The 14211-nt window shown below is 65.6% G+C and carries 11 protein-coding genes; 5 read left to right on the top strand and 6 right to left on the bottom strand.

Going from position 1 to position 14211, the window contains the following annotated elements:
* Position 1: 1 nt before the first annotated feature.
* Positions 2 to 733, bottom strand: a complete 732-nt coding sequence (locus CKW06_RS03035; protein WP_024957335.1) for a CoA transferase subunit A — start codon at positions 731 to 733, stop codon at positions 2 to 4.
* 157 nt (positions 734 to 890) lie between these two features.
* On the opposite strand from CKW06_RS03035, the gene CKW06_RS03030 reads away from it, so the two are divergent.
* The 3 genes from CKW06_RS03030 (at position 891) to CKW06_RS03020 (ending at position 7066) form a co-directional block, all read left to right on the top strand.
* Entirely contained in the window at positions 891 to 4208 is a 3318-nt protein-coding gene (locus CKW06_RS03030; RefSeq protein ID WP_024957336.1) for a DEAD/DEAH box helicase, read from the top strand.
* Between the two features lie 96 nt (positions 4209 to 4304).
* Positions 4305 to 5651, top strand: a complete 1347-nt coding sequence (locus tag CKW06_RS03025) for a phosphohexomutase domain-containing protein (protein WP_024957337.1) — start codon at positions 4305 to 4307, stop codon at positions 5649 to 5651.
* Between the two features lie 11 nt (positions 5652 to 5662).
* On the top strand, positions 5663 to 7066 hold the full coding sequence (locus CKW06_RS03020; protein WP_024957338.1) for a mannose-1-phosphate guanylyltransferase/mannose-6-phosphate isomerase: 1404 nt from the start codon (positions 5663 to 5665) through the stop codon (positions 7064 to 7066).
* Positions 7067 to 7118: 52 nt separating this feature from the next.
* On the opposite strand, the gene CKW06_RS03015 is transcribed toward CKW06_RS03020, so the two are convergent.
* The 5 genes from CKW06_RS03015 to rfbB form a co-directional block, all read right to left on the bottom strand.
* Positions 7119 to 8486: a hypothetical protein gene (locus CKW06_RS03015; protein WP_044571172.1), complete on the bottom strand. Its 1368-nt coding sequence runs from the start codon at positions 8484 to 8486 to the stop codon at positions 7119 to 7121.
* Positions 8487 to 8606: 120 nt separating this feature from the next.
* Positions 8607 to 9512, bottom strand: a complete 906-nt coding sequence (rfbD, locus tag CKW06_RS03010) for a dTDP-4-dehydrorhamnose reductase (protein ID WP_024957340.1) — start codon at positions 9510 to 9512, stop codon at positions 8607 to 8609.
* Complete coding sequence (gene rfbC, locus CKW06_RS03005) at positions 9509 to 10066, bottom strand: dTDP-4-dehydrorhamnose 3,5-epimerase (RefSeq protein WP_024957341.1); 558 nt, start codon at positions 10064 to 10066, stop codon at positions 9509 to 9511. Before rfbC ends, rfbD begins: the two co-directional genes overlap by 4 nt.
* Positions 10063 to 10950, bottom strand: coding sequence for a glucose-1-phosphate thymidylyltransferase RfbA (rfbA, locus tag CKW06_RS03000; RefSeq protein ID WP_012479084.1), 888 nt, complete (start codon positions 10948 to 10950; stop codon positions 10063 to 10065). The genes rfbC and rfbA overlap by 4 nt, the downstream gene beginning before the upstream one ends.
* A 14-nt stretch (positions 10951 to 10964) precedes the next feature.
* Positions 10965 to 12020 carry a dTDP-glucose 4,6-dehydratase gene (rfbB, locus tag CKW06_RS02995; protein WP_012479083.1) on the bottom strand — a complete coding sequence of 352 codons (1056 nt, stop codon included), beginning with the start codon at positions 12018 to 12020 and terminating at the stop codon, positions 10965 to 10967.
* 263 nt (positions 12021 to 12283) lie between these two features.
* Between rfbB and CKW06_RS02990 the strand changes: the two genes are divergently transcribed.
* Both CKW06_RS02990 and CKW06_RS02985 read left to right on the top strand, forming a co-directional pair.
* Positions 12284 to 13030 (top strand): electron transfer flavoprotein subunit beta/FixA family protein, encoded by a 747-nt coding sequence (locus CKW06_RS02990; RefSeq protein ID WP_024957342.1) that lies wholly within the window; start codon positions 12284 to 12286, stop codon positions 13028 to 13030.
* Positions 13030 to 13968: an electron transfer flavoprotein subunit alpha/FixB family protein gene (locus CKW06_RS02985; RefSeq protein ID WP_024957343.1), complete on the top strand. Its 939-nt coding sequence runs from the start codon at positions 13030 to 13032 to the stop codon at positions 13966 to 13968. The genes CKW06_RS02990 and CKW06_RS02985 overlap by 1 nt, the downstream gene beginning before the upstream one ends.
* Positions 13969 to 14211: the final 243 nt, after the last annotated feature.

Genomic DNA, 14211 nt, shown 5'->3' with positions numbered 1-14211 from the left:
GTCAGTTGCCCTCCGCGCGGATGGTGCGCTGTTCGATGCGTTTTTCAGGATGCGCGTTGTGCACGATGCGGTGCACGTAGATGCCCGGCAGGTGCACCTGATCCGGATCGATGGCACCGACCGGTACCACCTCCTCTACCTCCACGATGCAGATCTTGCCGGCCATCGCACAGGCAGGGTTGAAGTTGCGCGCGGTCTTGCGGAACACCAGGTTGCCGGCCTCGTCGGCCTTCCACGCCTTGACCAGCGCCACGTCGGCGCGCAGCGCGGTTTCCATCACGTAGTGCTTGCCGTCGAACTCGCGGGTTTCCTTGCCCTCGGCCACCACGGTGCCGTAGCCGGTGGCAGTGAAGAACGCCGGAATGCCCGCACCGCCGGCACGCAGGCGCTCGGCCAGGGTGCCCTGCGGGTTGAATTCCAGCTCGAGCTCGCCGGCCAGGAACTGCCGCTCGAACTCCTTGTTCTCGCCCACGTAGGACGAAATCATCTTCTTGATCTGCCGGGTTTCCAGCAGTTGGCCGAGGCCGAAACCATCAACGCCGGCATTGTTGGAGATCACGGTCAGGCCCTTGGCACCACTGTCGCGCAGCGCGGCGATCAGGGCCTCGGGAATGCCACACAGGCCGAAGCCGCCCACGGCCAGCGTCTGGCCATCGGCGACCACCCCTTGCAGGGCCTCCGCCGCACTGGCGAAGCGCTTGCTGCGCTTGCCGGTGGAAGTCGATTGCTGCATTGCTGTACTACCCTGCACGTTGAGGATGACCGCATTCTAGCTGGAGGGCGGCGAAGGGCCTGGATGCGCCGCAGCATTGCACGGGCATCGCACGGGGTTCCGTAGAATGCCCGGTTCCCCTGCCATGGCCGGCCCCATGCCCGGCCCACCCTCGTTGATGGCCCAGACCTACACCGAAGAAGACCTGCTCCGCTGGATGGACGCGTGGACACTGGAAAAGAGCGAACGTTGCCTGTCCGGTGTCCGCAACATGCATCTGACCAGTGGAATGCTCATCGCCGAAGTGAAAGGCTCAGCCAGATATCCCTACCGGGTGGAGATCGATCTGGAAGCCAGCCTGCGCCATCCTCGCAGCCGCCTGCAAAGTGAATGCTCGTGCCCTGTCGGCCGTCACTGCAAGCACGTGGCAGCCGTGCTTGTCGCCCACATGCTGGACGCAGCAGACCTGGGCGATGACGATCCAGCGTCGGAGCACGAACCGGTCCAGTCGCCACGCCGCGAACTGCTGGAACAGCTGTCACGCTGGCAGTCCGTCAGAACCCAGCCTCCCCGGTCACGTAGAAGCGGCATCATCTTCGAGCTGTCCACGTTCAATCACCGGCCTTCCATCCTGCTCCGCCGCGTCAAATACGCCCTCGACGATACGATCGAGTTCGACAAGTGGCAGGAAATCACCCCTCAGCTGTTGCTGGAACCGCCCGCCTACCTGACGCAGGCCGACCTGGCCGCGGTGGCGCAGCTGTGGGCCCTGCATCAGTCGGTAAAACCGCCGGAGTGGTTCGACGTCGGCACGATCCTGCAGTCGATCGTGTCCAGCGGGCATGGCTGGGTGTCATGTGGCATGCATGATCGCGTGCCGGCCAGGCCCGGCGCACCACGTCGCGGTACGTTGGGGTGGAGCGCAGAGACGACTCACGGCAGGTTGCTGCTGGCGCCGACACTGAGCGTGGAAGGCGATGCGGACGGCCTCGTACTGGGATCTAGTGCCGGTTACCTGGATCCGGTCTCCGGTGAAGTCGGCCTTCTCTTGCTGGACGTCAAGCCGGAGGACGCGGACGCGTTTCTCGCCCTTCCCCACCTGCTCCCCGATGAGGAACCGATAGTGGCGCAACTGCTGCAACAGATCGACCCCGCGCTGCCGCGCCCCGGTGCAGGCGACACACTGCCTACGCTGCAGATCAGCGCCATGACCCCCGTGCTGCGCCTGCATACGATCAAATTCCGGCCGCCGTGGCTCGGCCCCCGCGACCCTTCGCAATGGGCCGATATCGCAACCGTGGCCTTCGAGTACGACGAGCACGTGCGGTTCCTGGATGATCCGAGCCTGTTCGCCCACGATCCGGAGGGCCAGCTCGCACTGCTGCCCCGCGACCTGGGTGAGGAATCTCGGCGCGAGGCCGAGCTGCGCACGGTGGGCTTGCATCGCGACACGGCTCCGCGGGCGCCACTGGAAGGCGCCGGCCCGCAGTTCCAGCTGCGTACCCATGACTGGACACGGTTCCTCCTGGACGACGTGCCGCGCCTGGAAGCCTTGGGCTGGAAGGTGGAGGCGGACGAGGATTTCCGCCATCGCATCACCCGGGTGGAGGAGATCGACCTGGACATCCAGGCGGACCCGGAAGACGCGGGCTGGTTCAACCTGGGCCTGGACGTCCAGGTGGAAGGCCGCGATGTGTCGATGGTTCCGCTGCTGCAGCAGGTGCTGCAGGCCGACCCTCGCTGGATGCGTGGCCAGCTGGATGACATCGGCGACGACGAGAACATCCTGTTGACGACGGGCGACAACTCGCGCCTGGCACTGCGGGCCGCACGACTCAAGCCGATCATGGCCCTGTTGGCGGACCTGTTTGCCCAGCGTGGCGCGCCGCTGCGCCTGTCTGCGCTTGACCGTGGCCGCCTGCAGGCGCTGCAGGACACTGCGCGCCTGCAGTTCCGTGGCCGCAATGATACCCAGGCGCTCGTGCAGCGGCTGATGCAGGCACCCGCACTGAGCGAAGTACCGCCGCCGGCAGGGCTGGAGGCAACGCTTCGCCCCTATCAGCTCGAGGGCCTGTCGTGGCTGCAGTACCTGCGCCAGCAGGGCTTGGGCGGCGTGCTGGCCGATGACATGGGGCTGGGCAAGACTCTGCAGACCCTGGCGCATCTGCTGGTCGAGAAGGAAAGTGGCCGCCTGGACCAGCCGGCGCTGCTGGTGGTGCCGACCTCGCTGCTGCACAACTGGCAGAGCGAAGCGGCACGCTTCACCCCTGCCCTGCGTGTGCTGACCCTGCATGGACCGGCACGTGAAGCGCTGTTCGAGGCCATCCCCGAACACGATCTTGTACTGACCACGTACCCCCTGCTGTGGCGCGACGAGCAGGCGCTGCAGGCATATGCCTACCATCTGCTGATTCTGGATGAAGCCCAGCAGGTGAAGAATCCGAAATCACGCGCTGCCGTCACCCTGCGCACGTTGCAGGCCCGCCATCGCCTGTGCCTGACCGGCACGCCGCTGGAAAACCACCTGGGCGAACTGTGGACGCAGTTCGATTTCCTGCTGCCCGGCCTGCTCGGCACCGAGAAGCAGTTCAACCAGTATTGGCGCCACCCCATCGAACGCGGCAGCGACCATCGCCGTGCCCAGCTGCTGGCGCAGCGGTTGCGCCCGTTCATCCTGCGCCGACGCAAGGACCAGGTCGCGTCGGAGCTTCCGCCCAAGACCCTCATTACCCGTGCGGTCGAAATGGAGGGCGGCCAGCGTGATCTCTATGAAACCGTGCGTGCAGCGATGGAAAAGCAGGTGCGCGAGGCCATCAGCGGCAGCGGGCTGGCGCGCAGCCATATCGTGGTGCTGGATGCATTGCTGAAACTGCGCCAGGTCTGCTGCGATCCGCGCCTGCTGCCGGGCAACGCACCGGCACGGGCTGCAGGCTCGGCCAAACTGGATCTGTTGCGCGAGATGCTGCCGCCGATGGTCGAGGAAGGTCGTCGCATCCTGGTGTTCTCGCAGTTCACCGGCATGCTGTCGCTGATCGCGCAGGCGCTGGACGATCTGGGACTGGCCTATGTGACCCTGACCGGTGATACCCAGGACCGGGCCACGCCGGTGCAGCGTTTCATGCAGGGTGAAATCCCGGTGTTCCTGATCAGCCTCAAGGCAGGTGGCGTGGGGTTGAACCTGACCGCGGCCGACACCGTCATCCATTTCGATCCCTGGTGGAATCCCGCCGCCGAGAACCAGGCCAGTGACCGCGCTCACCGGATCGGCCAGCAGCAGCCGGTGTTCGTCTACCGGTTGATCGCTGCAGGCAGCATCGAAGAGCGGATTGCCGAGCTGCAGAAGCGCAAGGCCCTGCTGGCCGAATCGATTCTCGAAGGCGGTGGCAGCGCCGGGCCGCGCTTCAGCGAAGAAGACGTGCAGGCACTGCTGGCGCCACTGCCGGGCCTGCCGGCCAGACTCACCCGCAGGCCGGGCCGGCGGCCGCCGCAGCACTGACCGGAACACCCAGTCAGGTGGCGTTTCCCGATGGAAACGATTCCCATACGGGACTGGGACTACAATCGAGGGCTGAGCTCACAAAGGATCTGATCGATGCCCCTGCCCGCTTTCAAGGCCTACGATATCCGCGGCCGTGTGCCGGAAGAACTGAACGAGGACCTGGCCCGTCGCATCGGCGTCGCCCTGGCCGCACAGCTCGCTCCAGGCCCGGTGGTCCTCGGCCATGATGTGCGCCTTACCAGTCCGGCACTGCAGGATGCGCTGGCCGCAGGCCTGCGTGGGACCGGCCGTGAGGTGATCGACATCGGCCTGTGCGGCACCGAAGAGGTCTACTTCCAGACCGATCACCTCGGCGCGGCCGGCGGCGTGATGGTGACCGCCAGCCACAACCCGATGGACTACAACGGCATGAAGCTGGTGAAGGAGAACGCGCGGCCGATCAGTTCGGATACCGGCCTGTTCGCGATTTCCGACGCGGTCGCCGCCGATTCCTCCGAGGCCCAGCCGCCGCGTGCCGGGCAGACCGCCCAGCATGACAAGCACGCCTACATCCAGCATCTGCTGAGCTACGTCGATGCCAGCAAACTGAAGCCGCTGAAGCTGGTGGTCAATGCGGGCAATGGCGGCGCCGGCGCCATCGTCGACCTGCTGGCACCGCACCTGCCGTTCGAGTTCATCCGCATGTGCCACGAGCCGGACGGCAGCTTCCCTAACGGCATTCCCAACCCGCTGCTGCCGGAGAACCGCGCCGCCACCGCCGACGCGGTGCGCGAACACGGTGCCGACTTCGGCATCGCCTGGGACGGTGACTTCGACCGTTGCTTCTTCTTCGACCACAGCGGCCGCTTCATCGAGGGCTACTACCTGGTCGGCCTGCTGGCCAAGGCGATCCTGGCGCGCCATCCCGGCGGCAAGATCGTGCATGACCCGCGCCTGGTCTGGAACACGGTGGACATGGTCGAGCAGGCCGGCGGTGTCTCGGTGCAGTGCAAGAGCGGCCATGCCTTCATCAAGGAAAAGATGCGTGCCGAAGACGCGGTGTACGGCGGCGAGATGAGCGCACACCACTATTTCCGCGAGTTCGCCTATGCCGACTCGGGCATGATTCCGTGGCTGCTGATCGCCCAGCTGGTTTCCGAGAGCGGCCGTTCGCTGGCCGACTGGGTTGAAGACCGCATGGCAGCCTACCCGTGCAGCGGCGAGATCAACTTCAAGGTGGCCGATGCCAAGGCCGCCGTTGCGCGCGTGATGGAACACTTCGCCGCGCAGTCGCCCGCGCTGGACCGCACCGATGGCATCAGTGCCGACTTCGGCAACTGGCGCTTCAACCTGCGCAGTTCCAACACCGAGCCGCTGCTGCGCCTGAACGTCGAAGCGCGTGGTGACGCCGCACTGATGCAGGCGCGTACCGACGAAATCTCCCGTCTGATCCAGCAGTAACCGAGGCCCGCATGAGCAGCATCCAGCCCGTCATCCTGTCCGGTGGGTCCGGTACACGCCTATGGCCGCTTTCGCGCGAGGCCTACCCGAAGCAGTTCTTGCCACTGGCCGGCGAGCTGACGATGCTGCAGGCCACCTGGCAACGCGTCGCCCCACTGGCGGCGCGTGGCCCGCTGGTGATTGCCAACGAGGAACACCGCTTCGTTGCCGCCGAACAGCTGCAGCAGGTCGGCGCCGAGCCGGCCGCGATCATCCTGGAACCGGTGGGCCGCAACACTGCACCGGCGATTGCCGTGGCCGCGCTGGAGGCCACCCGGGACGGTGCCGACGCGCTGCTGCTGGTGCTGCCCTCCGATCATGTAATCACTGATGAAGCAGCCTTCCGCAGTGCAGTGCAGGCCGCCGCCAGTGCCGCTGAAGCCGGCAAGCTGGTCACGTTCGGCATCGTACCGACCGGCCCGGAAACCGGTTATGGCTATATCAAGGCCGCTGATGGACAGGGCGTGCGCGCGGTCGAGCGTTTCGTCGAGAAGCCCGACCTGGAGACCGCTACCGGTTACGTCAGCAGCGGCCAGTACTACTGGAACAGTGGCATGTTCCTGTTCAAGGCGTCGCGCTACCTGCAGGAGCTGGAGCGCTTCCAGCCGGAAATGCTGGCTCGCAGCCGCCAGGCTTGGCAGCAGGCGCGCCGCGATGCCGACTTCACCCGCCTGGACAAGGATGCCTTCACCGCCGTGCCCTCGGACTCGATCGACTACGCGGTGATGGAAAAGACCGCCGACGCGGTGGTGATCCCGCTGGATGCCGGCTGGAACGACGTCGGTTCGTGGACCGCACTGCGCGATGTCTCGCAGCAGGACGGCGACGGCAACGCCCACCAGGGCGATGTGATCGCCATCGACTGCCGCAACACCTATGCCTATGCCCAGCGCCTGGTGGCCATGGTCGGCCTCGATGACGTGATCGTGGTCGAGACCGACGATGCGGTGCTGGTGGGCAAGGCCGACCGCATGCAGGAGGTCAAGACCGTGGTGGCACAGCTGAAGGCCGAAGGCCGCAGCGAGGCGACCTGGCACCGCAAGGTGTATCGCCCCTGGGGCGCCTACGATTCGATCGACAACGGCGAGCGCTTCCAGGTCAAGCGGATCACGGTCAAGCCCGGCGGCACGCTCAGCCTGCAGATGCATCACCACCGCGCCGAACACTGGATCGTGGTCAGCGGTACCGCCGAGGTGACCCGCGGCAACGAGGTGATCCTGCTCAGCGAGAACCAGAGCACCTACATCCCGCTGGGCGTGACGCATCGCCTGCGCAATCCCGGCAAGCTGCCGCTGGAACTGATCGAAGTGCAGTCAGGCAGTTATCTGGGCGAGGATGACATCGTGCGTTTCGAGGATACGTACGGGCGCAACTGACGCGGCGGCGCCTTCGACGGGCAGTCGGACATCGACCGCCCACCGGGCCCGCTCATCGGTCGCCGGGCGCCGGCCTGGCGGGATTCACCGGCAGGATCGCGCGCAGCTTCGGGTCGTCCAGCTGCGCCTTCAGCTTCCCCGCATCCGGGTACGGCAACTCGAACTCGCCCACCTGCAGCGCAGCCGGATCGCCGGTGACCAGATAGCGGATGACGTTTTCCTGCTGTAGCCGACAGGCCGCAGCGAACTCGCGGATCCTCTGGAAATCCTTGCCTACCTGGCTCAGCGGCGCCACCACCACCAGCAGCGCGAAAAGGACCACGGCGGTACGCGCGGCGCCACGCATCCGCGACGCCGGCAGCAGGTTCCAGAGCCGCAGTGCGAACCAGGCGTTGGCGAACAGCCCAGGTACGAACAGTTCGGTATAGCGCGACGCAGGAACACGCATCTCATGGCCGCGTCCGTAAGCGATCGCCACGCCCTGCAGCGCCGTCCAGATGCACAGGCCCGCCATCACCAGATCGGTTCTGCTCGCCTGTCGACGCAGCAGCATGCGCGCAATCATCACCGCGCCGGGCAACCAGACGATGATGACCGCCCAGTTCGAGCGCGCCGGCCATGCCAGCGCATGCGTCGCCGCCAGCAGCAGCTCGGCCAGCGACTGTGCGCGCAGCATGCCGTGGCCATCGATGACCGGAATCACGCGATAGGCAACGACAGCCAGAACGGCCAGTACCGCCGTCGCGCAGAGTGCCGGGGCACGCCTGCCCGGCAGGCACAGGCAGGCGATCAGGCAGGTGATGCCGACCGCGACGGCGGTCAGCATGCCCGAGGCCATGGTGGTGGCGGCCAGCACGCTCAGCGCGGTGGATGCCAGCAGCGCCGGAATGCGCTGGTGGTGCCGCGCGGCCAGCCCAATGGCAACGATGCTGGACAGGATCAGAAAGTAGAACTGGCTCTGGAACCCGACCAGGAAGTTCTGCCAGGCAAACGGCAGGACCGACATGAGCAGTGCGAAGGCGACGAGCAGTCGGCGTCCGTTGGCCGCTGCGGCGTCACGCAGCGCGTACCAGACCAGCAGCGCTGGAATGAAGCAGAACACGAGCGCGCTGATGCGCGCTTCGTAGACGTTGTTCCACTGCCCGGTGACCAGATAGGACACCAGCGCAACCAGGCGCGTCGGCAGGATGCGATGCTCGTTGTGCGGCGTCAGCAGCGTGCTCCACTGCAGCGTCCCGTTCAACCAGGGCTGCAGCGCGGTGGCACCCTCGCCGTCCCACTGGTCCCAGAAAGGCATCGGCGTGCTGAAGAACTGCACGTAGAGCAGGCGCGCCAGCAGTGCGGTCACGGCCACACCTGCGGCCACAGCCAGTGGGGACCCTCCCTTCCTTGCGACCGGCGCGGTGGACACTCTGCTCATGAAATCCTTCTCGTCGACGATGAATGCGCCGCGCGATGGTGGAGCCATTTGCAGGAGCTGTCAAAGAAGAGGGCGCGCCGCGAAACCTGCTCGCAGACGCGCCCCGTTACCTGCGCTGTCTCATCCGCGGATCGCAGCAACCTCACCAATCACACGCTTCAGCCCATCCTGCCACACCGGCAGCACGATGCCAAAATCCTGCTGCAGCTTGCGGTTGTCCAGCACCGACCAGGCCGGGCGCTTGGCCGGCGTCGGATACTCGGAGCTGGGAATCGCCTCGACCGAGGGTGCCTTCACCAGCACGCCCGCAGCCAGCGATTCGGCGAAAATCGCCTCGGCAAAACCATGCCAGCTGGTCTGGCCGCTGGCAGTCAGGTGCCAGGTGCCGGACAACTGGCCCGGGTGCTGCAACGCCTGCGCGGTGACATCGGCGATCAATGCCGCCGGGGTTGGCGTGCCCACCTGGTCGGCGACGACGCGCAGCTGATCGCGCTCGGCGCCGACGCGCAGCATCGTGCGCAGGAAATTCGCACCATGCGAGGCATACACCCATGCCGTGCGGAAGATCAGGTGGCGACCACCGGCCGCACGCACCGCATCCTCGCCATCACGCTTGCTGGTGCCATACACGCCCAGCGGTGCGGTCGGTTCGTCCTCATGGTATGGCACCGTGCCCTGGCCATCGAACACATAATCGGTGGAGTAGTGCACGAATGGCACGCCATGCGCCGCACACCAGCGCGCGATCACCCCCGGAGCCTGCGCATTGGCCGCAAAGGCCGCGTCGACCTCCTGTTCGGCACGATCGACAGCCGTGTAGGCTGCGGCGTTGACCACGATCGACGGCTGCAGCCGATCCAGCAGGGCCGGCAGGCTTTCAGGTTGGCCGAAATCGGCGGTTTCGCAGGCGCTGCCATCCGGCAGAGTGCCGCTGCGGGTGGTCGCGACCACCTTGCCCAGCGGCGCCAGCGCGCGCAGCAGCTCCTGGCCGACCTGGCCGTTGCCACCGAAGACCAGAACGGTCATGGCACGTAGACCGGCAGGCGGTCTTCGGCGATGTCCTTCAGGAAGGGGGCATTCTCGTCCTTGGCCGACAACATCGGCGCACTGATCGGCCAGTCCACGGCGATATCGGCATCGTTCCAGCGCACGCCGGCATCGAAGTCCTTCAGGTAGACCTCGGTGCACAGATAGCTGAACACCGCGCGCTCGGACAGTACGGCAAAGCCGTGGGCGAAGCCTTCCGGAATCCAGAACTGCTTCTTGTTCTCCGCGCTCAGCACCACCGCTTCCCACTGGCCGAAGGTCGGCGAGCCGCGACGGATGTCGACGGCCACGTCATAGACCTCGCCTTCCAGCACGCTGACCAGCTTGCCCTGCGGCCGCGGCCACTGGTAATGCAGCCCGCGTAGGACACCCTTGGCCGACGTCGAGACGTTGCTCTGCACGAAGCGATCCGGCAGGCCCAGCGCAGCGAAGCGCTCGGCATTCCAGGTTTCGAAGAAGTAGCCACGGGCATCGCCGAACACCGCCGGCTCGATCACCACGCAGCCAGGCAACTTGGTTTCAATCACTTTCACGGAACAACTCCACGCAGGGCGAGCTTGTGCAGGTACTGGCCGTAGCCATTCTTGATCAGCGGCGCGGCGAGTGCCTCCAGCTGTTCGGCGGTGATCCAGCCCTGGCCAAACGCGATTTCTTCCGGGCAGCAGACCTGCAGGCCCTGCCGGGTCTGGATGGTCTCGATGAAGTTGGAGGCTTCCAGCAGCGACTGGTGGGTGCCGGTATCGAGCCAGGCATAGCCACGGCCGAGCGCTTCCAGGTGCAGGTTGCTCTCGCCCAAATAGCGCTTGTTGAGATCGGTGATCTCCAGTTCGCCACGCGGCGACGGCTTCAGTTCGGCGGCATGCGCGCTGGCGTTGCCGTCGTAGAAGTACAGGCCGGTCACTGCATAGTTCGAACGCGGATTCTCCGGCTTCTCCACCAGGTCGATGACCTTGCCGCTCTTGTCGAACTCGGCCACGCCATAGCGTTCCGGATCATTCACCCAATAGCCAAACACGGTGGCACCGTCCACGCGCTCATCGGCACGCTTGAGGACTTCACGCAGGCCATGGCCATGGAAGATGTTGTCACCCAGCACCAGGCAGCTCGGCTTGCCGGCGACGAACTCCTTGCCGATCAGATACGCCTGGGCCAGCCCATCGGGGCTGGGCTGCACCGCATACTGGATATCCATGCCCCACTGCGAGCCATCGCCCAGCAACTGCTGGAACAACGCCTGTTCGTGCGGGGTATTGATGATGAGCACTTCACGGATGCCCGCCAGCATCAGCACGCTGAGCGGATAGTAGATCATTGGCTTGTCATACACCGGCAACAGCTGCTTGCTGACGCCCTTGGTGATCGGATACAGCCGGGTGCCGGAGCCACCGGCGAGGATGATGCCCTTGCGCTGGGTCATGGTGTCTCCTGGGTTCAGGCCGCGGTGCCGATGCGCTGCAGACGGTAGCTGCCGTCGAGCACGCCGTTGACCCATTCCTGGTTGTCCAGGTACCAGTCAACGGTAAAGGTGATGCCCTGCTCGAAGGTGTAGGCCGGTTCCCAGCCCAGGTCGTTCTTCAGCTTGGAGGCATCGATCGCGTAACGGCGGTCATGGCCGGGGCGGTCGGTGACGTAGGTGATCTGGCTGCTGCGCGGCTGGCCATCCGCGCGCGGGCGGCGCTGGTCCAGCAGTGCGCAGATGGCCTGCACCACTTCGATGTTCTGCTTTTCCGAATTGCCGCCGACGTTGTAGGTCTCGCCCACCTGGCCCTTGGCCAGCACGGTGCGGATCGCTTCGCAGTGGTCGGACACGAACAGCCAGTCGCGCACCTGCTTGCCATCGCCGTACACCGGCAGCGGCTCGCCGGCCAGCGCCTTGGCGATCACCAGCGGGATCAGCTTCTCCGGGAAATGGTACGGGCCATAGTTGTTGGAGCAGTTGGTGGTCAGTACCGGCAACCCGTAGGTGTGGTGGAAGGCGCGCACCAGGTGGTCCGAGGCGGCCTTCGACGCCGAGTACGGCGAATTCGGGGCATACGGCGTGGTTTCGCTGAACTTGCCGGTCTCGCCCAGGGTGCCGTACACCTCGTCGGTGGACACATGCAGGAAGCGGAACGCCGCGCCCTGTTCGGTCGGCAGCGCCTTCCAGTAGTCGCGCACGGCTTCCAGCAGGCCCAGGGTGCCCACCACGTTAGTCTGGATGAAGGCGCCCGGGCCATCGATGGAGCGGTCGACGTGGCTCTCGGCCGCGAAGTTCAGCACCGCATCGGGCTGGTGCTCGGCCAGCAGGCGGGTGACCAGGGCGCTGTCGCCGATGTCACCCTGCACGAACACGTGATTCGGGTTGCCGTCCAGGCTGGACAGGGTCTTCAGGTTGCCGGCGTAGGTCAGCGCATCGAGGTTGATGACCTTGACGCCGCGCGCAACGGCCTCGAGAACGAAGTTACCGCCAATGAATCCGGCGCCGCCGGTGACAAGCCATGTGGGCACTACTTGTTCTCCTGATCGAAATTCATCCACGGAGCGCCTGTGGGCGCCCCGGCACAGCGGCACAGGATACATGTCGTTCGTCTTCACGACTGCCTGCATGGCGTGAACGGAGCGCTGGATCGGGCATTTTTTTGCCGCGCCGCAGCAAAACCATACGCATTCGCATGGTCGACCCAAGCCAGCTAGAATCGGGATCCCACCCCCGAACCGGTTGCTGTTGCAGGACCGGACGTTCTCCCCGTTATTGAAGGACCCCGTACCAGATGAAAATCCTCGTCGCGTACAAGCGCGTGGTGGACTACAACGTCCGCATTCAGGTCAAGCCGGACGGTTCCGGCGTGGTCACCGACGGCGTCAAGCTGTCCCCCAACCCCTTCGATGAAATCGCGCTGGAAGAAGCCCTGCGCCTGCGCGACAAAGGCATCGCCACGGAAGTGGTGGTCGCCACCATCGCCCCGGCCGACGCCCAGGCGCACCTGCGCAACGGCCTGGCCATGGGTGCCAACCGCGCCATCCACGTGGTGACCGACCAGGCCATCCAGCCGCTGACCGCCTCGCGCACCCTGCTGAAGCTGATCGAGAAGGAGCAGCCGGACCTGGTGATCCTGGGCAAGCAGGCCATCGACGACGACGCCAACCAGACCGGCCAGATGCTGGCCACGCTGTGGGGCCGTCCGCAGGCGACCTTCGCCAGCAAGCTCGAGATCGCGGACGGCAAGGCTACGGTGACCCGTGAAGTCGACGCCGGCCTGGAAACGCTGGAAGTGGACCTGCCCGCCGTGGTCACCACCGACCTGCGCCTGAACGAGCCGCGCTTCATCAAGCTGCCGGACATCATGAAGGCCAAGGCCAAGCCGCTGGAGACCCTGCAACTGGCCGATCTCGGCGTTGAAGCCGCCGACACCTTCAGGACCACCCAGTACGCCGCGCCGTCCAAGCGCAGCAAGGGCGTAATGGTCAAGGACGCGGCCGAACTGGTGGCCGCACTCAAGCAGAAGGGGCTGCTGTAATGAGCAAGATTCTCGTCATCGCCGAACACCACGACGGCAAGCTCAACGCCGCCACCGCCAAGACCGTCAGTGCCGCCGCCGCCATCAGCGGTGCCAGCATCGACGTGGTGGTGCTGGCCGCCGATCCGGCTGCCGTCGCCGCTGAAGCCGCGAAGATCAGTGGCGTCTCCAAGGTCCTGACCGTGGCCAACGCCGCCAACGCGCAGGCCATCGCCCAGGTGCTGGCACCGCAGATCGCGCAGCTGGCCAAGGGCTACACCCACGTGTTCGGCCCGTCGACCACCTTCGGCAAGGACCTGATGCCGTGCGTGGCCGCCCTGCTCGGCGTCAACCAGGTCTCCGACCTGATGACCGTCGAAGGCAGCCACACCTTCAAGCGCCCGATCTACGCCGGCAACGCGATCATCACCGTGGAAGCCCCGGCCGACCAGACCGTGGTCGCCACCGTGCGCGCCGCGTCGTGGCCGGAAGCCGCCCAGGGCGGTAGTGCCGCCGTTGAAGCGGCCAGCGTCGATGCTGTCCTGCCGACCCATACCCGCTTCATCGGCCTGGCCGCCGGTGCCAGCGACCGCCCGGACCTGCAGAGCGCCAAGCGCGTGGTCTCTGGCGGCCGTGGCGTCGGCTCGGAAGAGAACTTCAAGGTCATCTTCCAGCTGGCCGACAAGCTCGGTGCCGCCGTCGGTGCTTCGCGCGCCGCGGTCGACGCCGGTTACGTGCCCAGCGACCTGCAGGTCGGCCAGACCGGCAAGATCATTGCGCCGGAACTGTATGTGGCCGTCGGCATCAGCGGTGCCATCCAGCACCTGACCGGCATCAAGGACGCCGGTACGATCGTGGCCATCAACAAGGACGGCGACGCGCCGATCTTCGAGATCGCCGATATCGGCCTGGTGGGGGATCTGTTTGCGACCCTGCCGGAGCTGGAAAAGGCGCTCTAAGCCGGAATACAGCGTTTCATTGGAGAGGGTCGGAATCAGTCGATTCCGGCCCTTTTTTGCGCCCGAAAATCGACTCAATCACATTTTCCAACCAATTCCACCAGATTCGGCAAGCAGCATGCGCAACTTTGAATCCGTTTGTATCAGCGCGGTGCTGGTACAGCATCTAGCCACTGAGTCATAAATGTGTAAATAACGTGAAGAAAGGCCTATGATCCGGCCCGCCATGGGTACCTGACCAGC

Origin of the sequence: Stenotrophomonas maltophilia (genome assembly GCF_900186865.1) — a bacterium.
Taxonomy (GTDB): domain Bacteria; phylum Pseudomonadota; class Gammaproteobacteria; order Xanthomonadales; family Xanthomonadaceae; genus Stenotrophomonas; species Stenotrophomonas maltophilia.
This window is presented reverse-complemented; position numbering and strand designations above follow the sequence as displayed.